Genomic DNA, 22745 nt, shown 5'->3' on the forward strand with positions numbered 1-22745 from the left:
GCCATCGGGTAAGCTAATGCCCTCGTTTGCACAGGAATTCCAGGTGGCTGACTCCCCCAACGCTTCCTCCGCGCCGGCCCGTGCGCTGGAAGGTCAGAAACTGCTGTTGTGCGTGGGAGGCGGGATCGCAGCCTACAAGGCCCTGGAACTGGTGCGCCGCCTGCGCGACGCGGGGGCCCAGGTGCAGGTGGCGATGACCGCCGGTGCCCAGCAGTTCGTCACTCCGCTCAGCTTCCAGGCGCTGTCCGGGCTGCCGACCCGCACCACGTTGTGGGACAGCGCCGCCGAACAGGCCATGGGCCACATCGAGCTGGCCCGCTGGGCCGACCGCATCGTGGTCGCGCCGGGTACCGCCGATCTGCTGGCACGGCTGGCCCAGGGCCACGCCGATGACCTGGTCAGCACCCTGTGCCTGGCCAGCACCGCGCCGCTGACGATCTGCCCGGCCATGAACCACCGCATGTGGCTGCACCCGGCGACCCAGGCCAACATCGCCCTGCTGCGCCAGCGTGGCGCGCAGGTGATCGGCCCGGTCGACGGTCCGCTGGCCGAAGGCGAATCCGGCCCCGGCCGGCTGGCCGAGCCGGGCGACATCGTCGCCGCGCTGGCCGCCAACGGCGGCGCAGCGGCTCCCGTGGTGGCGCCGCAAACCCGCGCGCTGCAGGGCCTGCGCCTGCTGATCAGTGCCGGCCCCACCTACGAGGACATCGATCCGGTGCGCTACGTGGGCAACCGCAGCAGTGGCAAGATGGGCTTCGCCCTGGCCGCCGCAGCCGCGACGATGGGGGCGCAGGTGGTGCTGGTCAGCGGCCCGGTGCAGCTGCCGACGCCGCCCGGCGTGCAGCGTGTCGATGTGCGCTCGGCCGCGCAGATGCGCGATGCCGTGCTGAAGTCTCTGCCGGCCGACATCTATATCGGTGCCGCCGCGGTGTCCGATTACACGCCGCGCCAGGTGGCCGCGCAGAAGCTGAAGAAGACCGCCGACAGCCAGTCGCTGGTGATCGAGCTGGTGCGCACGCCGGACATCCTGGCCGAGGTCGCCGCGCAGACGCAGGCGCTGAAGCTGGTGGTCGGCTTCGCCGCCGAGACCCACGATGTGGAGAAATACGCGCGCGGCAAGCTGGTCGACAAGCGCCTGGACCTGGTGATCGCCAACCAGGTCGGCATCAGCGGCGGCGGCTTCGAGAGCGACAACAATGCCGCCACTGCCTTCTGGCAGGACGGTGAACAGGTATTCCCGGCCACCTCCAAGCGCGAGCTGGCCGAACAACTGCTGGCGCTGATCGCGCGGAGACTCCAGGCATGACCCAGGCTTTCACTTCCCAACCGCTGCAGGTCAAGCTGCTCGATCCGCGCTTCGGCGACAGCTGGCCGCTGCCGGCCTATGCCACCGAAGCCAGCGCCGGCATGGACCTGCGCGCCGCGCTGGATACCGCGCTGGCCCTGCAGCCCGGTGATACCGCGCTGGTCCCCAGCGGCCTGGCCATCCACATCGCCGATCCGAACCTGTGCGCGGTGATCCTGCCGCGTTCGGGGCTGGGCCACCGCCACGGCATCGTGCTCGGCAACGGTACCGGCCTGATCGACGCCGACTACCAGGGGCCGCTGCTGATCAGCGTCTGGAACCGTGGCCGCGAGGCCTTCACCATCGAGCCGGGCGATCGCATCGCTCAGCTGGTGGTGGTGCCGATTGCCCGCGTCAGCCTGCAGGTGGTGGATACTTTCACCGACAGCGTGCGGGGAACGGGTGGATTCGGCCATACCGGGGTGCGTTGACAGGGGACATCGATGAGCGGCATCGGGGAAGGACAGCGGGGACGGTCGTTGGGACGCAGCGCGCCACTACTGGGGGTGCTGCTGGTCCTGCTGGCCGGCTGGTTCGGATGGAGCGCGGTGCAGCAATGGCGGCAGGAGGCCAACGGCCAGGCGCTGGAACACGCGCGTGACCAGGCCGTGCAGGGGCTGCAGGAGGCCGCCGCTGGCCAGCTGAAGCAGCTGCAGCAGCAGTTGAAGAATGAACGCTTGCAGCAGGCCCTGCAGGCCGGCGATGCCGCCGCGGCAGCACTGGCCGTGCGCGAGAGCTGGACCGGCGTGGAGCAGGTGGACGTGCTGGCTGCGGATCTGGCCAATGCCTACGCCGACCCGGCCACCTTCGGCTATGCCCGGCTGGCACTGCTGGAATCCGCACTGGCCGACGGCAAGCCGCGCCTGCGCGTGGTCCGCGACGGCGGTGGCAACCGCCTTGGCCTGGCAGCACCGGTCGAGCTGGGCAACCTGGGCCCGGCCGTGCTCTATGTGCGCCAACCGTTGCTGCGCCTGACCTCGCCGCTTGACCAGGTGAGTGCGCCGTCCACCGGCTTCCTCGGCCTGCGCCAGGGCTCGCACGATCTGGTGACCCAGGGCAACGCGCATCTGGCTGAGAGCGCCGAGGCGCTGGCGCGGCCGGTGGCCGGCACCCCGCTGCGGCTGGTGGCTGCGGTGCCCAATGTCGAACCGGGTCCGCTGGGACTGGGGGCTCTGGCCAGTGCCATTGTTGCGCTGCTGCTGGCCTTCATCGCGGTGCTGCTGGTGGTCGGCCGTGGCCGCCTGCCGAAGAGTCTGCCGCTGCCGCGTCGCGCCGTGGCGGCCGAAGCCGATCATGGTCCGACGCTGAGCGAGAGCCTGCAGATGGCACCGCCGCCGGCGGCCCCCGCCGCCGCCAGCGAGGAAGGCGCGCCCCCGCCGCCGCCGCCGGTACCGGCCGAGGAACTGGCGGCCGGCATCTTCCGTGCCTACGACATCCGTGGCGTGGTCGGCAGCCAGCTGACGCCGAAGACCGCGGCGCTGATCGGCCAGGCCATCGGCACCGCGGCGCTGGAGCAGGGCCTGCGCGAGGTGGTGATCGGTCGCGACGGCCGCCTGTCCGGGCCGGAGCTGGCCGCCGGCCTGGCCGAAGGCCTGCGCCGTGCCGGCTGCGCGGTGATCGACATCGGCCTGGCACCGACCCCGCTCGTGTACTACGCCGCCTTCCATCTGCGTACCGGCACCTGCGTGGCGGTCACCGGCAGCCACAACCCGCCCGAGTACAACGGGTTCAAGGTGGTCATCGGCGGCGAGACGCTGTCCGGTGATGCCATCACCGATCTCTACCAGCGCATCATTGAAGGCCGGCTGGTGCAGGCCTCTGAACCGGGCGACTACCAGCAGCGCGATGTCAGCGCCGACTACATCCAGCGCATTGCCGATGACGTGCAGCTGGATCGCCCGTTGAAGGTGGTGGCCGACGCCGGAAACGGCGTTGCCGGCGCGCTCGCACCGCAGCTGCTGGAAGCGATCGGTGCCGAAGTGATTCCGCTGTACTGCGATGTCGATGGCAGCTTCCCCAACCATCATCCCGACCCCAGCGAACCGGCCAACCTGGAAGACCTGGTGCAGACGGTCAAGCGCTTCGGCGCCGATCTCGGCGTTGCATTCGATGGCGACGGCGATCGGCTGGGCGTGGTCACCGGCGAAGGCAGGATCATCTACGCCGATCGCCTGCTGATGCTGTTCGCCGCCGATGTGCTGATGCGCAACCCGGGCGCGATGGTGATCTACGATGTGAAGTGCACCGGCAAGCTGTCCGACCATGTGCTGCGCAACGGCGGCAGCCCGCTGATGTGGAAGACCGGTCATTCGCTGATGAAGGCGAAGATGCGCGAGACCGATGCCGAACTGGCCGGCGAGATGAGCGGCCACTTCTTCTTCAAGGAGCGTTGGTTCGGGTTCGACGATGGTCTGTACGCCGCCGCGCGCCTGCTGGAGATCCTGGCGCAGCGCGAGGAAACGCCGGACGAGGTGCTGGGCGAGCTGCCGGAGATGGTGGCCACGCCGGAACTGAAGGTGCAGGTGGCCGAGGGCACGCCGCACGCGCTGGTGGCGATGCTGGTGGCAGCGGCGCAATCGCCGGACAACCCCTATGTGGGCGGCCGACTGTCGACCATCGACGGCCTGCGCGTGGACTTCCCCGACGGCTGGGGCCTGGTGCGTGCCTCCAACACCACGCCGGTGCTGGTGCTGCGTTTCGAGGGCAACGACGAGGCCGCACTGGAACGCATCCAGGCGTTGTTCCGCAGTCAGCTGCAACCGGTGCTGGGCGACACCCCGCTGGGGTTCTGAGCCGAGGCCGGGCTGCGCCCGGCACCCGCGGTAGTGCCGGCCGCTGGCCGGCAACCTCAGCGACAACGGCAGAAGCTGGCATTCCGTGGGATGGTGGGGCGGTGTCGGAGTGCGGGGACGCTGCAAGTACGTCCCTGTAGGCTTGGCAGCCGCATCCATGCGGCTGACACCCCGCACTCCGACACCGCCCCACCCCTGACAATTGCCTGGAGCTGTTGGTAGGTGTCGACCTTGGTCGACACGCTTTCACCCCTTGAACCGCAAGCCCACGCCCGGTTCGGTGAACAGGTAGCGCGAATCCAGTGCCGAGTCGCCCAGCTTGTGCCGCAGCTTGCCGACCAGGATGCGCAGGTAGTGGGTGTCGTGCTGATGGGTGGGGCCCCAGATCTCCTGCAGGATCTGCGGCTGGGTCACCACCCGCCCCGCATTGCGCAGCAGCAGTGACAGCAGCGCGTACTCCTTGCGGGTCAGCGCCACCGGCTCGCCATCCAGCGCCACTTCGCGGCGCACCAGGTCCACGTGCAGGTGGCCGTCGTCGAACACCGGTGGCGTGCCATCACTGGGTACGCTGCGGGTGCGCAGCAGCGCCCGTACCCGTGCCATCAGTTCCTGCGTGCCGAACGGCTTGGTGACATAGTCATTGGCGCCGGTATCCAGCGCCCGCACCTTCTCGGCCTCGCCCGCACGCACGGTCAGCATGATCACTGGCACCTGGCTCCACTGCCGCAGCTGTTCAAGCACCTCGTGGCCTTCCATGTCCGGCAGGCCGATATCCAGGATCACCAGGTCCATGTCCTCGCTGGCGGCCAGCTGCAGGCCTTCCTGGCCGGTGGCCGCCTGCCGCACCTGGTAGCCCTGCGCGCGCAGGCTGATGTCCAGGAACCGGCGGATCTGGGTTTCATCGTCGATCACCAGCACGCGCGCGGCCGGCACGCTGGCATCAATCGGGGTCGGGCTCATCGTGGGAGGCTGGCTTGAGCAGGGGCAGGGTGATGCGGATCAGGGTACCGCGACCGTCGCGTCCGGGCAGCGCCTGCACGCTGCCGCCATGCGCGCCGATCATGCCCTGGCAGATGGTCAGGCCCAGGCCGGTGCCGTGGCGGCCACGGTCGCCGCGCTCGACGCTGTAGAACATGTCGAAGATGCGCGCGCGCTCGTCGTCGGGAATGCCGGGGCCGGCGTCGATCACGTCGATGCGCAGCTGGCCATCCAGCTCGCGCGCCTGCACCTGCACGGCGGCATCCGGCGGCGAGAACTTGGCGGCGTTCTCCATCACGTTGAACACGGCCTGTTCCACCAGCGCCGGGTGCACCCAGATCGGCGCCAGCGTGGACGGAATGTCCAGCTCCAGCCGCACCTTGGGCTGGTAGCGCTGCAGGCGTCGCGCGGCGGAGCCGATCAGTTCGTCCACGCCGATCCAGTCGCGGTTGATCTTCAGCCCTTCGTGGCCAAGCCGGGTCATGTCCAGCAGGTTCTGGATGTAGCGGTCCAGGCGTTCGCCTTCGACCAGGATGGTATCGAGCAGGGCACGGCGATCGGTCGTGTCCATCGCCGCGCCATAGCTGGCCAGGCTGTCGGCCGAACCGATCATCGCCGCCAGTGGCGAACGCAGGTCATGCGATACCGATGAGAGCAGCGCCGAGCGCAGCCGCTCGGTCTCGTTGCTCACATGGGCCTGCTCCAGTTCCGCCACCAGTCGCGTGCGCAGCGCGGCCTGGGCGATGTCGTCGACCATCGCTTCGGCCAGCTGCCGCTGCTCGGGCAGCAGGCGTGCCTGCGCGCCGGGCAGGTACAGGCCGGCCACGCCGATCGCATGGTCTTCGCCATCCAGCAGCGGCAGGAACCACCATTGCGCCCCTGCGAGGGTGTCGGTGAAGCGTCCACTGGGCTGGCCGTGGCGCAGCGCCCAGTCGGCGGCGGCCAGATCGGTGTCGCCGGGCTGGCTGCGGCCCCCGGCCGCGGTATCGGTGCCGATCCGCAGCCACGCCGGCACATCCATGGCCTGTTCCAGCGCATGCCGGCCGGCCTGTGCCACCTCGCCGTTGCCGGCGGCGCTGGCCAGCTGCCGGCCCAGCTGCTGGCGCGCGCGCGCATGGCGGTTGGCCGCGCGCAGCGCGATCACCTGCATGCGCAGCCGTGAAGCCAGGCGCCCGGCCACCAGGGCAGCGGCCAGGAACAGGAACACGGTGATCACACCCTGGCGCGCACCGATGGCAAAGGTGAAGCGCGGCGCGATGAACAGGAAGTTGTAGGCGAGGAAGCACAGGATCGCCGCCATCACCGCCACGCTGGCACGCGTGCGTGCGGCGACCAGCACCACCGCGACGATGAACACCATCGACAGGTCGGCCATGCCCACCCAACGCTCGGCCAGCCAGGCCACCACGCATGCCAGCGCCGTGGCGATCAGTGCTTGCACCGGCTCGTGGCTGAAGCCACGCACCGGTGCCATCAGCCCCTCGCGGCGCGAGCGTGCACGTGCCTGCGGCGTGCTGATGATGGTGATCTCGTAGTGCGCGCCGCGCTGGATCAACTGCTGGGTCAGGGTGCGGTTGAACATCCGCGCCAGCGGTCGCTCGCGGGTGCGGCCCAGCACCAGGGTCGACACGCCATTGTGTGCGGCATGGTCGAGCAGGGCATCGGCGATGCTCGATCCATGCAGCAGTTCAGCATCACCGCCCAGGCGCCGCGCCAGTGCGAAGGCCGCATCGATCTCGCGGCGGGTCGCATCATCCTGGCGACGCCCCTGCACGGTCACCACCGTCCATGGCGCATCGCGGCGTTCGGCGATGCGCCGTGCCACCCGCACCAGGTACTCGCTCTGGCCGCCGCCATCGATGGCCACCAGCACGCCGCGGCGCAGTGGCAGGTTGCCTTCACCGCGTGCGGCGCGGGTCTCGCGCAGGCTGCTGTCGACGCGGTCGGCGGCTTCCTGCATTGCCAGTTCGCGCAGGGCGGTCAGGTTGGCCGGCGAGAAGAACGCCTGCAGCGCCTGCGTGGCCTGCTCGGACACATAGACCTTGCCCTGCTGCAGGCGCGCGATCAGTTCGCGCGGCGGCAGGTCGACCAGCACGATGTCATGCAGGCGGTCGAGCACGCCGTCCGGCACGGTCTCGCTCACACGCACGCCGGTGATGCGCATCACCACATCGTTGAGGCTTTCCAGGTGCTGGATGTTGACCGTGGTCCAGACGTCGATGCCGGCGTCCAGCAGTTCCATCACATCCTGCCAGCGCCGCTCGTGGCGGCTGCCCGGCGCGTTGCGATGGGCCAGTTCGTCCACCAGCACCAGTGCCGGATGCCGGGCCAGCACGGCATCCAGGTCCATCTCCTGCAGGGTGTGGCCGTGGTAGGCCACTTCCTTCAGCGGCAGCTGCGGCAGGCCTTCCAGCAACGCCTGGGTATCGGCGCGGCCATGGGTTTCCACCAGGCCCACCACCAGATCTACGCCGCGACGCAGCTGCTCCTGCGCGCGGGTCAGCATGGTGTAGGTCTTGCCCACGCCCGGCGCCGCGCCGAGGAACACCGTCAGCTTGCCGCCGGCTTCGCGTTGCAGGCCTTCGACCAGGGCATCGGCCTGGCGGGTACGTGCATCAGTCATGGGTGCCGCTGTCATGGCCGCCATTGTGCGCGCAGCGGGTGCGGGCCGGCATCACGGCGCCTTGGCGGCGTGGTCCAGTGCGAAGTTCAGCGTCACCACGTTCACCCGTGGCTGGCCGAACAGGCCCCACTGGCGACCTTCGGTATGCGCCTGCACCAGCGCCTGCACGCGCTGCACCGGCAGGCCACGGGCACGTGCCACGCGCGCCACCTGCAGTTGTGCCGCCTCTGGCGACAGTTGCGGGTCCAGGCCACCTGCGGACTGGGTGACCAGGTCCGCCGGCACCTGTGCCGGCGCTACGCCTTCGCGTGCGGCCACCGCCGCGGTGCTGGCGGCTACGCGCTCGGCCAGCGCCGGGTTGCTGCGTGCCATGTTGGAGCCCGCTGCGGCCATCGGATCGTAGTTGGCGGCCGACGGGCGTGCCTGGAAGTAGCCGTCACCGGTGAACGGCTGCGACAGCCACGCCGAGCCGCGTACCTGGCCGTTGCCATCACGCAGCAGGCTGCCTTCGGCCTGGGTCGGGTAGGCCAGGCCGGCGAAACCGGTGGCGATGCCGGCGTAGACCGCGCCGGCCAGCAACAGCGTGGCCAGGCCCAGGCCGATGGCCGGGCGCCCGCTGGCGCCATCCTGCAGGCCGGCCACGCGGGCCTCGGCCTTGGGTTCGCGGGAAAGGGAAGACGAAGTGGAAGCAGAACGGTTCATGCGCCGAATACCAGGACAAGAAGGAGGTCGATCAGCTTGATCGCCGCGAACGGCAGCAGCACGCCGCCGAGGCCGTACACCAGCATGTTCCGGCGCAGCAGCGCGGTGGCCGTGGCCGGGCGGAAGCGCACGCCGCGCAGGGCGAGCGGGATCAGCGCAGGAATCACCAGCGCGTTGAAGATCAGCGCCGCCAGCACCGCGTTGCGCGGGCTCGACAGCTGCATCACGTTCAAGGCGGCCATGGTCGGCACCGCAGCGGCGAACAGCGCCGGCAGGATCGCGAAGTACTTGGAGACGTCGTTGGCCAGCGAGAAGGTGGTCAGCGCGCCGCGGGTGATCAGCTGCTGCTTGCCCACTTCCACCACCGCCAGCAGCTTGGCCGGGTCCGAATCGAGGTCGACCATGTTGCCGGCCTCCTTCGCTGCCTGCGTGCCGGAGTTCATCGCCAGCCCGATGTCGGCCTGGGCCAGTGCGGGCGCGTCATTGGTGCCATCGCCGACCATCGCCACCAGGCGGCCGCCGGCCTGCTCCTGGCGGATGCGTGCCAGCTTGTCTTCCGGGCGTGCTTCGGCGATGTAGTCATCCACGCCGGCCTCGGCAGCAATGGCCGCGGCAGTCAGCGGATTGTCGCCGGTGATCATCACCGTGCGGATGCCCATCGCGCGCAGCTGCGCGAACTTCTCGCGCATGCCGTGCTTGACCACGTCCGACAGCTCGATCACGCCCAGTACGTGGCGGCCCTCGGCCACCACCAGCGGGGTGGCGCCGTTGCGTGCCACCTGCTCGACGCGGCCGGCCAGCTCGGCCGGCACCGTGCCGCCCAGCGCCTGCACATGGTTGCGGATCGCATCCAGTGCGCCCTTGCGGATCTGCCGGCCATGCTCCAGGTCCACGCCGGACATGCGGGTCTGCGCACTGAAGGCCAAGTAGTCGGCATGGTCCGGCTCGGCGGTGGCGCAACCCTGCTCACGGGCCAGGCGCACGATCGACTTGCCTTCCGGGGTCGGGTCGGCCAGCGAGGACAGCAGTGCCGCTTCACGCAGCTGGCTGGCGTCGATGCCGGCCAACGGATGGAAATGGCTGGCCTGGCGGTCGCCGTAGGTGATGGTGCCGGTCTTGTCCAGCAGCAGCACGTCGACGTCGCCGGCCACTTCCACCGCCTTGCCCGACTTGGCCAGCACGTTGGCGGCCAGCGCACGGTTCATGCCGGCGATGCCAATGGCCGGCAGCAGGCCGCCGATGGTGGTCGGGATCAGGCACACCAGCAGCGCGATCAGCAACAGCGGATCGACCTTGACGCCGACTGCAGCACCGATCGCCGGCAGCGTCGCCACCACCACCAGGAAGGTCAGCGTCATCGCCGCCAGCAGCAGGGTCAGTGCGACCTCGTTCGGGGTCTTCTGCCGGTTGGCGCCTTCCACCAGCGCGATCATCCGGTCCAGAAAGCTGTGGCCCGGCTCGGCGGTCACCCGCACGATGATCTGGTCGGACAGCACCTTGGTACCGCCGATCACGCCGGAGCGGTCGGTGCCGGCCTCGCGCAGCACCGGTGCCGATTCGCCGGTCACCGCCGCTTCGTTGATGGTGGCCAGGCCCTGCACGATCTCGCCATCGGCCGGCACCAGTTCACCGGCACTGACGATCACATGGTCGCCGGGGCGCAGCTCGGCGGCCGGCACCTGGGCTTCTGCGGCGCCCGGCTGCGGCGCCGCCCGCCGGCGCGCCACCAGGTCCTGGCGGGCCCGGCGCAGCGAGGCGGCCTGGCCGCGGCCACGTGCCTCGGCCACGGCCTCGGCGAAATTGCCGAACAGCACGGTCACCAGCAGGATCGCGGTCACCGCCAGGCCGAAGCCCAGCGGCGCATTGCCGGTCAGGGTGACGATGGCGGCCACGATCGTGCCGGCCATGACCACCGCCATCACCGGGCTGCGCACCAGATGCATCGGCGACAGCTTGCGCACCGCTTCGATCAGCGCGCGGCGCAGGCCGGCGCCATCAAGCAGGGCAGGGCGCGGTGCATGGGTACTACGGGTTGAACTTGCATGACTACTCATGGGGGTGTCCTCAGTGCAGTCCCAGGCTCAGGTGGTCGGCGATCGGGCCGAGTACCAGCGCCGGCATGAACTGCAGCACGGTCAGGATGACGATCACCGAGACCAGGGTCAGGGCGAAGGTCGGGGTTTCGATCTGCAGGCTGCCGGCAGATTCCGGCGCCTGGCGCTTGGCAGCCAGCTGTGCGGCCACCACCAGCGGAATGATCAGCAGCGGGAAGCGGCCCAGCAGCAGTACCAGCGAGCAGCTCAGGTTCCACCACAGCGTGGCGTCACCCAGGCCTTCGAAGCCGGAACCGTTGTTGGCATAGGCCGACACGTACTCGTAGAAGACCTGGCTGATGCCATGGAAGCCGGGGTTGGAGGTGCCGGCCAGGCCGGGCACAGCCAGGGTGATCGCGGTGAACACCAGCAGGGTGATCGGCTGCAGCAGCACCAGCAGGGCCAGCAGGCGCACCTGCGGTGTCTCCAGCTTGCGGCCGAACAGTTCCGGCGTACGCCCGGTCATCAACCCGGCCAGGAACACGCCCAGCAGCAGGTACACGATGAACTGCTGCAGGCCGCAGCCGATGCCGCCCCAGATCGCGCTGACCAGCATGTTGACCATCGCGATGCCGCCACTCAGCGGTGCCAGCGAGTCGTGCATGCCGTTCACCGAGCCGTTGGAGACCTGGGTGGTCACCGCCGCCCACAGCGCGGTGCCATCGGCGCCGAAGCGCACCTCCTTGCCTTCCATCAGCAGCGGAGTGGCGGCGCTGGCGCTATGTCCTTCGCTCCACATCATCGCGCCGGTCGACAGCAGCGACATGCCCAGCATGCAGCTGAACACCAGGGCGCCGAAGCGGCGGCGGCCGGTGAAGGCACCGATCATGAAGATCACCGCCATCGGTATCAGCAGGATGCCGACAACCTCCAGCGCGTTCGACAGCGGGGTCGGGTTTTCCAGTGGGAAGCTGCTGTTCGGTCCATACCAGCCGCCACCGTTGGCGCCCAGCTGCTTGGCCGCGACCATCGCCGCGACCGGGCCCAGCGGCAGTTTCTGCCCGGCCATGCCGGCGCTGGCATCGATCGGCGTGGCCTGCGGGCCGCCGGCCAGGGTCGACGGTACGCCCTGGCTGGTCAGCAGCAGGGTCCAGACCAGGCACAGCGGCAGCAGGAAGCGCACGCACAGGCGCACCACGTCCACATAGTAGTTGCCCACCGCCACTTGGCGGTCATCGCCGGCACCAGTCGCAGCCGCAGCCTGTGGCGCACGCGCGAACAACGCGCGCAGCGTCGCCACCGCCAGCGCCAGGCCCATCATCGGCGTCACCACCTGCAGGCCGGTGATGCCGGTCATCTGCGAGAGATAGGACAACTGCGCCTGGCCCGAGTAATGCTGCTGGTTGGTGTTGGTGAGGAACGAGATCATCGTGTGCAGCGCGGTGTCCCAGCGCATGTTCGGGATCTGGTCCGGATTCAACGGCAACCAGGCCTGGGTCATGAACACCGCCTGGGTCAGCACCGCGACCACCACGTTGCTCAGTACGAAGGCCAGCGCATAGCCGCGCCAGGACATCGAACGCGACGGATCGACGCCGAACACCTTGTACAGCGGCTTCTCGATCCAATGGAACAGCACGTCGACCTTCATCGGCGCACCGCGCATCACCCGCGCCAGGTACAGGCCCAGCGGCCACGCCAGCAGCAGGCTGGCGGCAATAATGACAAGCATCTCAGTCATGGCCGGCTCCGTCAGAACGACTCGGGCCGAAGCACGACATAGAGAAGATAGGCGGCGGCGACCAGCACCAGCACGCCACACAACAACGACAGCCAGGGGGACATTGCAATAGCGTCCTGGTGGAACCCCTCCACCTCAGGCCGCCATCGTCGTCCTGCCCCCCATAAACGCACTACGCGCCGGACCGGGCCGGCGCGTAAAGAGTGCATAAATTCGGTGGGCCAATCCGTAACCAGCCCCCGGATAGCCGCCGGGCCACGCCCGGCAGTGGGAGCGTCGTCAGCCGGCCGGCGCTGCCGCCGGCGCCAGCCCCTTCAGCTCGCGATAGCGCTGCAGGCTGCTGTCGATCTCGGCCTTCAGGGCCTGCTGCTGTTGCACGAACCCGGCCTGCAGCCGCTGCTGCGCCTGCAGCTGCACATGCCGCTGGCGGATCGCTTCGGCCTGCTTGCCGGCCACCTTGCCGCCGGCCAGTTCGCGATCGCCGGCAGCCGCCAGCAGCGCCACCAGCGATTCACGCAGGCTGGTGACGTTGTACTCGGCGGTCTTGAGGTTGTTGTCCAGCACTTCCTGGCGTTCGGCGAACACCCGGCGCAGGTCGTCCTCGCTGCCATAGGTGGTCAGCATCGCCTGCTCGGTGCGCTGGCGAGTCTGCGCGGCCATCAGGTCCAGCTGCCGCTGCGCCGCTTCCGTGCTGGCGGCGGCGCGTTCCTCGTCGGTCAACGCGCGCTGGACCTGCGCATTGCGCAGGCCACTTTTTGCGTTGAACTCGTCGCGGGCATGGTTGACCGCGTCGGCCGGCAGCGCATCGCTGCAGATCCGCTCCTTGCCCTCGTTCCAGCAGTACAGCTTCTTCTCCACCTTGCCACCGCCCCGCGGCTGCGCCGGAACGGTGAACGGCACGGCCAGCAGCAGGCCGGCAAAGAGCACAGCAGGAACTCGGGACATGACCTTTCCCCTGGGTCGGTCAGCGGGTCGAACGGACGCCGTACTGGGCCCGGTAGGCTTCCAGCGGCTGCCGGTAACCCACAAGTTCCGGGTTGCTGGAGGCGAAATCAAGCAGGTCGGCCAGCGACGCCACGGCGATCACCGGAATGCCGGCTTCTTCGGCCACCGACTGCGCGGCGGAGCGGCGGTCGGATTCCGAGGCGATCTCCTGGCGGTCCAGCGCCACCACGATGCCGGCCGGCGTGCCACCAGCGGCGCGGATGATGCCCAGCGCTTCGCGGATCGCGGTACCGGCGGTGATCACGTCGTCGACGATCAGCACGCGCTTGCCATTCATGTCGGCGCCGATCAGCTGGCCGCCTTCACCATGGTCCTTGGCTTCCTTGCGGTTGAACGACAGCGGCAGGTCGCGGCCGCGCTGGGCCAGCTCGCAGGCCATCGCGGTGGCCAGCGGAATGCCCTTGTAGGCCGGGCCGAACACCACGTCGTACTTGATCCCGGTGGCGTCGATGGCATCGGCGTAGCAGGCGCCGAGCTGCGACAGCAGCGAGCCGGAGTCGAAACGACCGGCGTTGAAGAAATAGGGGCTCAGCCGGCCGGACTTGAGGGTGAACTGGCCGAAACGCAGGGCGTCGGCGGTCAGGGCCAGCTGCAGGAAACGGTGGCGGTGGTCGCTCATCAAAACTCGATTCATCTTCATTTGGAGCACAAATCCTAATCCAGCTGGGCGTTTCGCGCTCGTCCGGCCCTGTGTGAGGGGCGTTGCGGCCCGCTCTGGCGGACTGCGCAGCCCTGCGGGCAACCGGTATGCTTGCCCGGTTTCCCGCCGCAGGTCCCCCGCATGCGCATCATCAGTTTCAACGCCAATGGCATCCGTTCCGCCGCAACCAAGGGCTTCCTCGATTGGTTCCGCGCCCAGGACGCCGACGTCCTGTGCATCCAGGAGACCAAGGCCCAGGAAGACCAGCTGACCGACCCGATGTTCCGCCCGGACGGCCACCACTGCTTCTACCGCGACGCCATCACCAAGAAGGGCTACAGCGGCGTAGCGATCTACAGCAAGCGCGAGCCGGACCAGGTCATCACCTCGCTGGGCTGGGCCCCGTTCGACGACGAAGGCCGCTACATCGAGGCGCGCTACGGCAACCTCAGCGTGGTCTCCTTCTATATCCCGTCCGGCAGCTCGGGCGATCTGCGCCAGGGTTTCAAGTTCGAAGTGATGGAATGGCTGCGGCCGATCCTCGAGGAATGGGCGCGCAGCGGCCGCGACTACGTGCTGTGCGGCGACTGGAACATCGTCCGTTCGGCGCTGGACATCAAGAACTGGAAGTCCAACCAGAAGAACTCCGGCTGCCTGCCGGAAGAGCGCGACTGGCTCAACGCCCTGTGCGCCGACCACGGCCAGGCCACCGATGTCGGCGCCGGCCGCGGCTGGGCCGATGCCTACCGCCTGCTCAACCCCACCGGCGAGGACTACACCTGGTGGAGCAACCGCGGCGCCGCCCGCGCCAACAATGTCGGTTGGCGCATCGACTACCAGTTCATCACCCCGGGCCTGCGTGACCGCCTGCGCAGCTGCTCGATCTATCGCGACGAGCGCTTCTCCGACCACGCCCCGTTCATCGTGGACTACGACCTGTGACCGAGGCTGCCACGCCGGTCAGCTACAAGGGCTGGGCAGGCATCAAGCGCGCCTTCGGCACCCCGTCGGCGCTGACCATGGCCATGCTCGGCTTCGGCAGCGGCCTGCCGTTCCTGCTGATCGCCTCGCAGACCCTGTCCACGCGCCTGCGTGACGTCGGCCTGGACCTGGGCAGCATCGGTCTGATCAGCCTGGCCAGCTTCTTCTACCTGCTGAAGTTCCTGTGGGCACCGCTGCTGGATCGCTATGCCTTCCCGCTGCTCGGTGGGCTCGGCCGCCGTCGCTCGTGGCTGCTGGTGTCGCAGGCGCTGGTCCTGGTCGGCCTGGTCGCGCTGGCCTTCGTGCGTCCCGAGCAGGGCGTCTGGCCGTTGGTGGCCTGGGTGCTGGTGGCCTCGTTCGCCGGTGCCACCCAGGACTCGGCCGTCGACGCCTACCGCATCGAGATCGCACCGCAGGCGGCGCAGGCCGCGCTGGCGGCCACCTACACGCTGGGTTACCGCATCGGCCTGATCCTGGCCGGTGCCGGCGCGCTGTACCTGGCCCAGTTCGAAGGCTGGATCGTGGCCTATCTGGCCATGGCGGCACTGATGCTGCTGCCGATCGTCACCACCCTGCTGTGCGCCGAACCGGAACGTCCGGCGACGACCGTGCAGCGCCGCATCGATGTCGCCGAGGCGTTCGTGCAGCCCATCACCAGCTTCTTCAGCCGCAACGGCGTGGCGCTGGCGCTGGTGCTGCTGGCCTTCGTCGGGCTGTTCAAGTTCCCCGACCAGGTCATTGGCGTGATGGCCGGCCCGTTCTACCTCGACTCCGGGTTCGACAAGGCCGACATCGCGACCGTCTCCAAGCTGTTCGGCGTGTGGATGGGCATCGGCGGCGCCTTCCTGGGCGGCATCGCGGTGGCCGCGTTCGGTTTCCGCCGCATGCTGCTGGTGGCCGCGCTGGGCGTGGCGCTGTCCAACCTCGCGTTCCTGCTGATGGCGCACAACCCGGGCAAGCTGTGGGCGTTCTATGCCGCGCTCAGCGCCGACAACCTGTTCCAGGGCTTTGCCGGCACCGTGCTGGTGGCCTTCATGTCGTCGCTGACCGACCGCAACTTCACCGCCACCCAGTACGCGCTGCTGGTCTCGCTGGCCAACCTGCCCGGCAAGTTCGTCGGTGGCGTCTCCGGCTACATCGTTGAAGCCACGTCCTACAGCACGTTCTTCATCCTCAGCTCGGTCACCGTGGTGCCGACCCTGCTGCTGCTGGCCTGGTTGTGGCCGCGGATCGTGGATCGCGGGCCGCCGCCGGTCGCCTGATTGCCTGTACGCCCGGTCTGCGGGATCATCGCCCCGACGCGCCGAGGGGGCGGTGCCTTGCGAACGGGGAAGTGAGCATGGCCGACGTTGTGCTGCGGGACCTGGACCCGCTGCTGCTGGACCGTATCCGTCGAGTCGCGGTTGCCCGCGGCTGGACCCACGAACAGACCTGCGCGGCCTTGCTGGAGCAAGGGCTGTTCAGCAGTGAACTGGAAGTCCGCTCCGGCTTCGGTGACCCCGAAGTGGACGCCCTGTCCGATGCCATCGCCGCCCTGCAGGCCTTGCCGGCAGGTCAGGGGTTTGATTAGCGCCTTTGTAGCGTCGAGCCATGCTCGACTGCTTCTGCTCACGCCAGATGGATCGCACCCAGGATCCGTGGCCCGTTCGCCCCGGTCACGCTCGGCAGGTTGCCGGCCAGCCCGTCCATCGTCCGCTGCGCCAGCCACGCAAACCCCATCGCCTCCACGTACTCCGGGTCCAGCCCGTGCATCGCACTGGACTCCACCTGCACCTCTGGTAGCCGCGCCGCCAGCCGCTTCATCAGCTGCCGGTTGCGCACGCCGCCGCCACAGACCAGCAGGCGCCGGGTCTGTGGCTGCTGCGCCAGCAGTGCATCGGCCACCGTCGCCACGGTCAGCTCCAGCAGGGTCGCCTGCACGTCGGCGGCGGCGTACTCGCCTTCGCCCATGTGCGCCTCGGCCCAGGCCAGGTGGAACTGTTCGCGGCCGGTGCTCTTCGGTGGCGGTAGTGCGAACCACGGGTCCGAACGCCACCCGGCCAGCAGGCTGTCGTCCACTGCGCCACTGGCGGCATACGCACCGTCGGCATCGAAGGTGCGGCCGGTGTGGCGCTGGCACCAGGCGTCCATCAGCGCATTGGCCGGGCCGGTATCGAAGCCACGCACCGCGCCTTCGCGCGGGATCAGGGTCAGGTTGGCGATGCCGCCCAGGTTCAGCACCGCGCGGTCCTCATCGGCGGTGCCGAGCATGCCCAGGTGGAAGGCCGGCATCAGCGGTGCGCCATGGCCCCCGGCCGCCACGTCGCGGCGGCGGAAGTCGGACACCGTGGTAATCCCGGTCAGTTCGGCGATGCGGTTGCCGTCGCCCAGCTGCACGGTGAAGGCCGGGTCGGCCAGCGGCCGATGGCGCACGGTCTGCCCATGCGAGCCGATCGCCCGCACCTGCGCCGGGTCCACAGCCGCCTCGGCCAGCAGCTGGTTGGCGGCATCGGCGAAGCTGATCGCGATCCGCGCATCCAGCTCGCCCAGTTCCTCCAGCGAGTCCAGTGGTCCCCCCTCGCCCAGCGCCACCAGCCGCGCGCGCAGCACCGGTTCCCAGCGGGCGGTCAGGCCATGCACGAAGCGGCAGCCACCGCTGCTGGGGAACTGAACCAATGCGGCATCGATGCCGTCGGCGCTGGTGCCCGACATCAGGCCCAGGTACAGGGGAGCATCGGCGTCGGTAGTGGTGTTCATGGCGGGCATAAAAAAAGGACGCGGCAAGCTTGGGCTGCCGCGTCCTTCTTCGTCAACGCAGGGGCTCAGCCGCGCTTGCGGCCGTTGCCTGGCTTGTCCTTGGCGCTGGCCACCTCGGGCGCGGCTTCATCGCGGCTGGTCGGCGCCGGGCTGGCGTCGGCGTAGATCAGCTTCTCCATGCCCTGGATGCGCGCCATCGCCGGCGCGGTCTGCGCACGGAAGGCCACCAGCTCGGCGCCCTTCAGCGGTTCCGGCGGCGGCATGGTCACCGTCAGCGGGTTGCGGTGCTCGCCGTTGACGCGGAATTCGTAGTGCAGGTGCGGGCCGGTGGCCAGGCCGGTCGAGCCGACATAGCCGATCACCGTGCCCTGGGCCACGCGCTGGCCGGTCTTGATGTTCGCAAAGCGCGACATGTGCCCGTACAGGGTGGTGTGGCCACGGCCGTGGTCAAGGATCACCACATTGCCGTAGCCGCGCTGCACGCCGGCGAACTGCACACGGGCATCGCCGGCGGCCATGATCGGGGTGCCGGTGCGCGCGGCGTAGTCCACGCCCTTGTGCATGCGCATCTTGCCCAGCACCGGGTGCTTGCGCGCGCCGAAGGTCGAGCTCAGCCGCGCGAAGGGAATGGGCATGCGGATGAAGCTCTTCTTCAGCGAACGCCCGTTGATGTCGTAGTACTCGGACTTGCCGTTGCGGTCGAAGCGGAAGCCGGAATAGGTCTTGCCACCGGTGGTGAAGGTCGCCGCCAGGATCTTGCTGGTGTCCACCTTCTCGCCTTCGCGCCAGGTTTCATCCATCACCACGCTGAAGCGGTCGCCCGGCTGCAGGTCCTTCGAGAAGTCGATGTCGTACTTGAAGATGTCGTCGGTCATCGTCGCGATCGCCGACGGTGACAGGCCGGCCCGGCGGGCGGCGGCATACAGCGAACTGGTGATCTCACCGCTGGTGACCACGGTGCGCGTGGAGGTCTCGCGCTTGGTCACCTTCTCCTTGATGTCATCGCCGACCAGGCTCAACTCGACCCGGTTGTCGCCATCACGGTCGAAGCGGATGCTGCGCAGGTCGCCCGAGAGCGGCATGTCGAAGGCGATTTCGGTACCGGGACGCAGCTTGGTCAGCGATTCGCGGGCGCCGGGATGGTCCAGCACCCGGTGCAGGGTGCTGGCCGGAATGCCGGCCTGGTCGAACAGGTCGCTCAGGGTCTGGCCGCGCTGCACCCGCAGCACCTGCCAGCTGTCGCCCGGCACCTGCTGCTGGCGGGCCATGGTCAACGGCGGCAACGGCAGTGCCAGGCTGGTGTGGCTGTCGGCGAACGGCGCGTCGATGGTGTGCGAGAAGCCGGGGACGATCGTCGCCACCAGCGCACCGATGGTCGCAAACAGGCTGGCATGCATCCAATGGCGCCGGGTCCAGCGTTCATTGAATGCGGCGGGAAGGTGTTGCCTGAGCTTCCGATGCAGGGCGTTGTCGTGCAGGACGTGGAGGCGTTCCTGGAAGCGCTGCTTGCGTGCGCGCCCTTGTTCGGAGTTGTGCATCGGCGATTTTTCCTGACGGCCCGGGAGCGCGGGCCTAAACGCCGGTTACCATAGACACCTGAGAAAACCGCGTCAAACCCTTGTGCCCATTGGCTTTTGTGAAGCCAATCGGGTTAACTTTGCTTTAACACCCCACACAAGAATCGGCGTTGCCGGGAGTAGTCACGTGTCCTCGATTGAAGAAGCCCTTGCCCTGATCGGCCGTGGTGCCGACGAGATCCTCAAGCTCGAGGATCTGCGTGCGCGCCTGCAGGAAGGCCGTCCGCTGCGGATCAAGGCTGGCTTCGACCCCACCGCGCCCGACCTGCACCTGGGCCATACGGTGCTGCTGAACAAGATGCGCCAGTTCCAGGACCTCGGCCACCAGGTCATCTTCCTGATCGGCGACTTCACCGGCATGATCGGCGACCCGTCGGGCAAGAGCCTGACCCGCAAGCCGCTCAGCCGCGAGGACGTGCTGGCCAACGCCCGCACCTATGAGGAGCAGGTGTTCAAGGTGCTCGACCGCAGCCGTACCGAAGTCCGCTTCAATTCGGAGTGGTTCGGCAAGATGGGCGCCGCCGACATGATCCGCCTGGCCGGCCAGCACACCGTGGCGCGCATGCTCGAGCGCGACGACTTCGCCAAGCGCTACGCCGCCCAGCAGTCCATCGCCATCCACGAGTTTCTGTACCCGCTGGTGCAGGGCTACGACTCGGTGGCCCTGGAAGCCGACGTCGAACTGGGCGGTACCGACCAGAAGTTCAACCTGCTGATGGGCCGCGGCCTGCAGGAGCACCATGGCCAGAAGCCGCAGGTGGTGCTGACCATGCCGCTGCTGGAAGGCCTGGACGGCGTCAACAAGATGTCCAAGTCGCTGGGCAACTACATCGGTATCAGCGAACCGGCCATCGACATCGTCACCAAGACCATGAAGGTGGACGACACCCTGATGTGGCGCTGGATCGAGCTGCTGTCCTTCGACATCAGCCAGGCCGAAGCCGTGCAGCTGCGCGAGCAGGTGGCCACGGGCGGCCTGAACCCGCGCGTGGTCAAGCTGCGCCTGGCGCGTGAGCTGGCGACCCGCTTCCACGACGCTGCGTCCGCCGAGCAGGCCATTGCCGGCTGGGAAGCGGCGGTGACCGGGCAGGGCGACATCACCCAACTGCCGTTGCAGGACGTGGCGATCCCGGCCGAGGGCCTGCGTATCGCCGCGCTGCTGACGGCGGCCGGCCTGACCCCGAGCAATTCCGAAGCCAACCGCAAGCTCAAGGAGCGCGCGGTCAAGGTGGACGGTGAAGTGGTGGAGGACGGCCAGCAGGTGCTGCTGCCGGGCTTCGAAGGCCTGCTGCAGGTCGGCAAGCGCACCTTCGCCCGCGTGCGCCTGGTCACTGCCTGACATGAAGGAAGGGCCGGCGCCAGCCGGCCCTTCCTGCTTTGTATGTAGAGTCGAGCGTTGCTCGACTGCTCTTGCCCTCGCGGAACCCCCTCGAAGGGCACGCTCGACGGCTCGCGAATGAACGGATGCAACATCCGTTGAAAAAAATCGCCACACCCCCTTCACAAATGATCCAGATGGGGACATACTTCTCCTCCCCCGTCGCAGGGGTCGCCACCAAGGGGGCTTCAGCGACAACAGGGCGCCCACCACCGCCGAACGAGATGATCGAACGAAGGTGTTGACGGACTGAAAAAGTCTGGCATAATGGGCGGCTCGCTACGAAGAAAACTTCGCAGCACACGGGAACGGCGCTGAGGCCACTTCCCCGGATCTTTGAAAGTATGCGCAGGTATCTTGTGAAGGCGCCTGCAGGAAGGATGATTGTCCATCTTGCAGACGTTTGATCAAGCAACTATTAATTGTTTTAAAGCAAGCGATACGTTGCCAGCATCAATCATCTGCAGCTTTAAATTTTGATCTTCGGATCATGTCGTTTTAAGTGAAGAGTTTGATCCTGGCTCAGAGTGAACGCTGGCGGTAGGCCTAACACATGCAAGTCGAACGGCAGCACAGTAAGAGCTTGCTCTTACGGGTGGCGAGTGGCGGACGGGTGAGGAATACATCGGAATCTACTTTTTCGTGGGGGATAACGTAGGGAAACTTACGCTAATACCGCATACGACCTACGGGTGAAAGCAGGGGATCTTCGGACCTTGCGCGATTGAATGAGCCGATGTCGGATTAGCTAGTTGGCGGGGTAAAGGCCCACCAAGGCGACGATCCGTAGCTGGTCTGAGAGGATGATCAGCCACACTGGAACTGAGACACGGTCCAGACTCCTACGGGAGGCAGCAGTGGGGAATATTGGACAATGGGCGCAAGCCTGATCCAGCCATACCGCGTGGGTGAAGAAGGCCTTCGGGTTGTAAAGCCCTTTTGTTGGGAAAGAAATCCAGCCGGCTAATACCTGGTTGGGATGACGGTACCCAAAGAATAAGCACCGGCTAACTTCGTGCCAGCAGCCGCGGTAATACGAAGGGTGCAAGCGTTACTCGGAATTACTGGGCGTAAAGCGTGCGTAGGTGGTTATTTAAGTCCGTTGTGAAAGCCCTGGGCTCAACCTGGGAACTGCAGTGGATACTGGATGACTAGAATGTGGTAGAGGGTAGCGGAATTCCTGGTGTAGCAGTGAAATGCGTAGAGATCAGGAGGAACATCCATGGCGAAGGCAGCTACCTGGACCAACATTGACACTGAGGCACGAAAGCGTGGGGAGCAAACAGGATTAGATACCCTGGTAGTCCACGCCCTAAACGATGCGAACTGGATGTTGGGTGCAATTTGGCACGCAGTATCGAAGCTAACGCGTTAAGTTCGCCGCCTGGGGAGTACGGTCGCAAGACTGAAACTCAAAGGAATTGACGGGGGCCCGCACAAGCGGTGGAGTATGTGGTTTAATTCGATGCAACGCGAAGAACCTTACCTGGCCTTGACATGTCGAGAACTTTCCAGAGATGGATTGGTGCCTTCGGGAACTCGAACACAGGTGCTGCATGGCTGTCGTCAGCTCGTGTCGTGAGATGTTGGGTTAAGTCCCGCAACGAGCGCAACCCTTGTCCTTAGTTGCCAGCACGTAATGGTGGGAACTCTAAGGAGACCGCCGGTGACAAACCGGAGGAAGGTGGGGATGACGTCAAGTCATCATGGCCCTTACGGCCAGGGCTACACACGTACTACAATGGTAGGGACAGAGGGCTGCAAGCCGGCGACGGTAAGCCAATCCCAGAAACCCTATCTCAGTCCGGATTGGAGTCTGCAACTCGACTCCATGAAGTCGGAATCGCTAGTAATCGCAGATCAGCATTGCTGCGGTGAATACGTTCCCGGGCCTTGTACACACCGCCCGTCACACCATGGGAGTTTGTTGCACCAGAAGCAGGTAGCTTAACCTTCGGGAGGGCGCTTGCCACGGTGTGGCCGATGACTGGGGTGAAGTCGTAACAAGGTAGCCGTATCGGAAGGTGCGGCTGGATCACCTCCTTTTGAGCAAAGACAGCATCGTCCTGTCGGGCGTCTTCACAAAGTACCTGCATTCAGAGAATCACGTCGGCCAGGCCGATGTGAGAGTCCCTTTTGGGGCCTTAGCTCAGCTGGGAGAGCACCTGCTTTGCAAGCAGGGGGTCGTCGGTTCGATCCCGACAGGCTCCACCA

At 67.4% G+C, this 22745-nt stretch carries 17 protein-coding genes, 1 tRNA gene and 1 rRNA gene; 9 read left to right on the plus strand and 10 right to left on the minus strand.

All coding sequences use genetic code 11. The features are described 5' to 3' along the window. Positions 1-16: 16 nt before the first annotated feature. Genes coaBC through O0J73_RS03915 form a run of 3 tightly spaced genes read left to right on the plus strand, consistent with a single transcriptional unit; the run spans position 17 to position 4137 of the window. The gene (gene coaBC, locus O0J73_RS03905) at positions 17-1306 is read left to right on the plus strand and encodes a bifunctional phosphopantothenoylcysteine decarboxylase/phosphopantothenate--cysteine ligase CoaBC (protein WP_308308058.1); all 1290 of its coding nucleotides are present in this window, start codon (positions 17-19) and stop codon (positions 1304-1306) included. Beyond that, entirely contained in the window at positions 1303-1776 is a 474-nt protein-coding gene (dut, locus tag O0J73_RS03910) for a dUTP diphosphatase (protein WP_004153859.1), read from the plus strand. Before coaBC ends, dut begins: the two co-directional genes overlap by 4 nt. Before the next feature lie 12 nt (positions 1777-1788). Next, entirely contained in the window at positions 1789-4137 is a 2349-nt protein-coding gene (locus O0J73_RS03915) for a phosphomannomutase/phosphoglucomutase (protein ID WP_308308059.1), read from the plus strand. A 246-nt stretch (positions 4138-4383) separates the two neighbouring features. Here O0J73_RS03915 and O0J73_RS03920 read toward each other — a convergent pair whose 3' ends face one another. From O0J73_RS03920 to pyrE, 8 genes are all read right to left on the minus strand, one after another. Further along, a complete protein-coding gene (locus O0J73_RS03920; RefSeq protein WP_004153862.1) occupies positions 4384-5097 on the minus strand; it encodes a response regulator transcription factor in 714 nt (237 codons plus the stop codon). Next, on the minus strand, positions 5078-7738 hold the full coding sequence (locus tag O0J73_RS03925; RefSeq protein WP_308308060.1) for a sensor histidine kinase KdpD: 2661 nt from the start codon (positions 7736-7738) through the stop codon (positions 5078-5080). The genes O0J73_RS03920 and O0J73_RS03925 overlap by 20 nt, the downstream gene beginning before the upstream one ends. A gap of 51 nt (positions 7739-7789) precedes the next feature. After that, positions 7790-8440 carry a potassium-transporting ATPase subunit KdpC gene (gene kdpC / locus O0J73_RS03930; RefSeq protein ID WP_308308061.1) on the minus strand — a complete coding sequence of 217 codons (651 nt, stop codon included), beginning with the start codon at positions 8438-8440 and terminating at the stop codon, positions 7790-7792. Then, positions 8437-10494 (minus strand): potassium-transporting ATPase subunit KdpB, encoded by a 2058-nt coding sequence (gene kdpB / locus O0J73_RS03935; protein ID WP_308308062.1) that lies wholly within the window; start codon positions 10492-10494, stop codon positions 8437-8439. The genes kdpC and kdpB overlap by 4 nt, the downstream gene beginning before the upstream one ends. 10 nt (positions 10495-10504) lie before the next feature. After that, positions 10505-12214, minus strand: coding sequence for a potassium-transporting ATPase subunit KdpA (gene kdpA, locus O0J73_RS03940; RefSeq protein WP_308308063.1), 1710 nt, complete (start codon positions 12212-12214; stop codon positions 10505-10507). A gap of 11 nt (positions 12215-12225) precedes the next feature. Further along, a complete protein-coding gene (locus tag O0J73_RS03945) occupies positions 12226-12318 on the minus strand; it encodes a potassium-transporting ATPase subunit F (protein ID WP_005407770.1) in 93 nt (30 codons plus the stop codon). Between the two features lie 175 nt (positions 12319-12493). Further along, the gene (locus O0J73_RS03950) at positions 12494-13159 is read right to left on the minus strand and encodes a hypothetical protein (protein WP_308308064.1); all 666 of its coding nucleotides are present in this window, start codon (positions 13157-13159) and stop codon (positions 12494-12496) included. Between the two features lie 19 nt (positions 13160-13178). Beyond that, the gene (gene pyrE / locus O0J73_RS03955) at positions 13179-13838 is read right to left on the minus strand and encodes an orotate phosphoribosyltransferase (protein ID WP_308308065.1); all 660 of its coding nucleotides are present in this window, start codon (positions 13836-13838) and stop codon (positions 13179-13181) included. Positions 13839-14000: 162 nt separating this feature from the next. On the opposite strand from pyrE, the gene O0J73_RS03960 reads away from it, so the two are divergent. The 3 genes from O0J73_RS03960 (at position 14001) to O0J73_RS03970 (ending at position 16410) form a co-directional block, all read left to right on the plus strand. Continuing rightward, a complete protein-coding gene (locus O0J73_RS03960; RefSeq protein ID WP_004153871.1) occupies positions 14001-14801 on the plus strand; it encodes an exodeoxyribonuclease III in 801 nt (266 codons plus the stop codon). After that, positions 14798-16102: an MFS transporter gene (locus O0J73_RS03965; protein ID WP_008268384.1), complete on the plus strand. Its 1305-nt coding sequence runs from the start codon at positions 14798-14800 to the stop codon at positions 16100-16102. Before O0J73_RS03960 ends, O0J73_RS03965 begins: the two co-directional genes overlap by 4 nt. A gap of 77 nt (positions 16103-16179) precedes the next feature. Continuing rightward, the gene (locus O0J73_RS03970; RefSeq protein WP_049457368.1) at positions 16180-16410 is read left to right on the plus strand and encodes a hypothetical protein; all 231 of its coding nucleotides are present in this window, start codon (positions 16180-16182) and stop codon (positions 16408-16410) included. Positions 16411-16448: 38 nt separating this feature from the next. Here O0J73_RS03970 and O0J73_RS03975 read toward each other — a convergent pair whose 3' ends face one another. Together O0J73_RS03975 and O0J73_RS03980 are read right to left on the minus strand one after the other, a co-directional pair. Beyond that, positions 16449-17576 (minus strand): anhydro-N-acetylmuramic acid kinase, encoded by a 1128-nt coding sequence (locus tag O0J73_RS03975; RefSeq protein ID WP_308308066.1) that lies wholly within the window; start codon positions 17574-17576, stop codon positions 16449-16451. Positions 17577-17641: 65 nt separating this feature from the next. Continuing rightward, positions 17642-19114, minus strand: a complete 1473-nt coding sequence (locus O0J73_RS03980; protein ID WP_133936059.1) for a peptidoglycan DD-metalloendopeptidase family protein — start codon at positions 19112-19114, stop codon at positions 17642-17644. Between the two features lie 166 nt (positions 19115-19280). Between O0J73_RS03980 and tyrS the strand changes: the two genes are divergently transcribed. The 3 genes from tyrS to O0J73_RS03995 all read left to right on the plus strand — a co-directional run bounded on the left by tyrS (position 19281) and on the right by O0J73_RS03995 (position 22745). Next, positions 19281-20492, plus strand: coding sequence for a tyrosine--tRNA ligase (gene tyrS, locus O0J73_RS03985; protein WP_197563554.1), 1212 nt, complete (start codon positions 19281-19283; stop codon positions 20490-20492). A 538-nt stretch (positions 20493-21030) separates the two neighbouring features. Next, a 16S ribosomal RNA gene (locus O0J73_RS03990) occupies positions 21031-22577 on the plus strand. 92 nt (positions 22578-22669) lie between these two features. Beyond that, positions 22670-22745, plus strand: a tRNA-Ala gene (locus O0J73_RS03995).

The organism is Stenotrophomonas sp. Sm6012, assembly GCF_030985895.1.
In the GTDB taxonomy this organism is placed as follows: Bacteria; Pseudomonadota; Gammaproteobacteria; order Xanthomonadales; family Xanthomonadaceae; genus Stenotrophomonas; species Stenotrophomonas forensis.

What these genes read in the sequence shown, in the direction of transcription:
- coaBC (WP_308308058.1), top strand. Translation starts at nt 17, where the DNA reads ATGCCCTCGTTTGCACAGGAATTCCAGGTGGCTGACTCCCCCAACGCT.
- dut (WP_004153859.1), top strand. Translation starts at nt 1,303, where the DNA reads ATGACCCAGGCTTTCACTTCCCAACCGCTGCAGGTCAAGCTGCTCGAT.
- O0J73_RS03915 (WP_308308059.1), top strand. Translation starts at nt 1,789, where the DNA reads ATGAGCGGCATCGGGGAAGGACAGCGGGGACGGTCGTTGGGACGCAGC.
- O0J73_RS03920 (WP_004153862.1), bottom strand. Translation starts at nt 5,097, where the DNA reads ATGAGCCCGACCCCGATTGATGCCAGCGTGCCGGCCGCGCGCGTGCTG.
- O0J73_RS03925 (WP_308308060.1), bottom strand. Translation starts at nt 7,738, where the DNA reads ATGACTGATGCACGTACCCGCCAGGCCGATGCCCTGGTCGAAGGCCTG.
- kdpC (WP_308308061.1), bottom strand. Translation starts at nt 8,440, where the DNA reads ATGAACCGTTCTGCTTCCACTTCGTCTTCCCTTTCCCGCGAACCCAAG.
- kdpB (WP_308308062.1), bottom strand. Translation starts at nt 10,494, where the DNA reads ATGAGTAGTCATGCAAGTTCAACCCGTAGTACCCATGCACCGCGCCCT.
- kdpA (WP_308308063.1), bottom strand. Translation starts at nt 12,214, where the DNA reads ATGACTGAGATGCTTGTCATTATTGCCGCCAGCCTGCTGCTGGCGTGG.
- O0J73_RS03945 (WP_005407770.1), bottom strand. Translation starts at nt 12,318, where the DNA reads ATGTCCCCCTGGCTGTCGTTGTTGTGTGGCGTGCTGGTGCTGGTCGCC.
- O0J73_RS03950 (WP_308308064.1), bottom strand. Translation starts at nt 13,159, where the DNA reads ATGTCCCGAGTTCCTGCTGTGCTCTTTGCCGGCCTGCTGCTGGCCGTG.
- pyrE (WP_308308065.1), bottom strand. Translation starts at nt 13,838, where the DNA reads ATGAGCGACCACCGCCACCGTTTCCTGCAGCTGGCCCTGACCGCCGAC.
- O0J73_RS03960 (WP_004153871.1), top strand. Translation starts at nt 14,001, where the DNA reads ATGCGCATCATCAGTTTCAACGCCAATGGCATCCGTTCCGCCGCAACC.
- O0J73_RS03970 (WP_049457368.1), top strand. Translation starts at nt 16,180, where the DNA reads ATGGCCGACGTTGTGCTGCGGGACCTGGACCCGCTGCTGCTGGACCGT.
- O0J73_RS03975 (WP_308308066.1), bottom strand. Translation starts at nt 17,576, where the DNA reads ATGAACACCACTACCGACGCCGATGCTCCCCTGTACCTGGGCCTGATG.
- O0J73_RS03980 (WP_133936059.1), bottom strand. Translation starts at nt 19,114, where the DNA reads ATGCACAACTCCGAACAAGGGCGCGCACGCAAGCAGCGCTTCCAGGAA.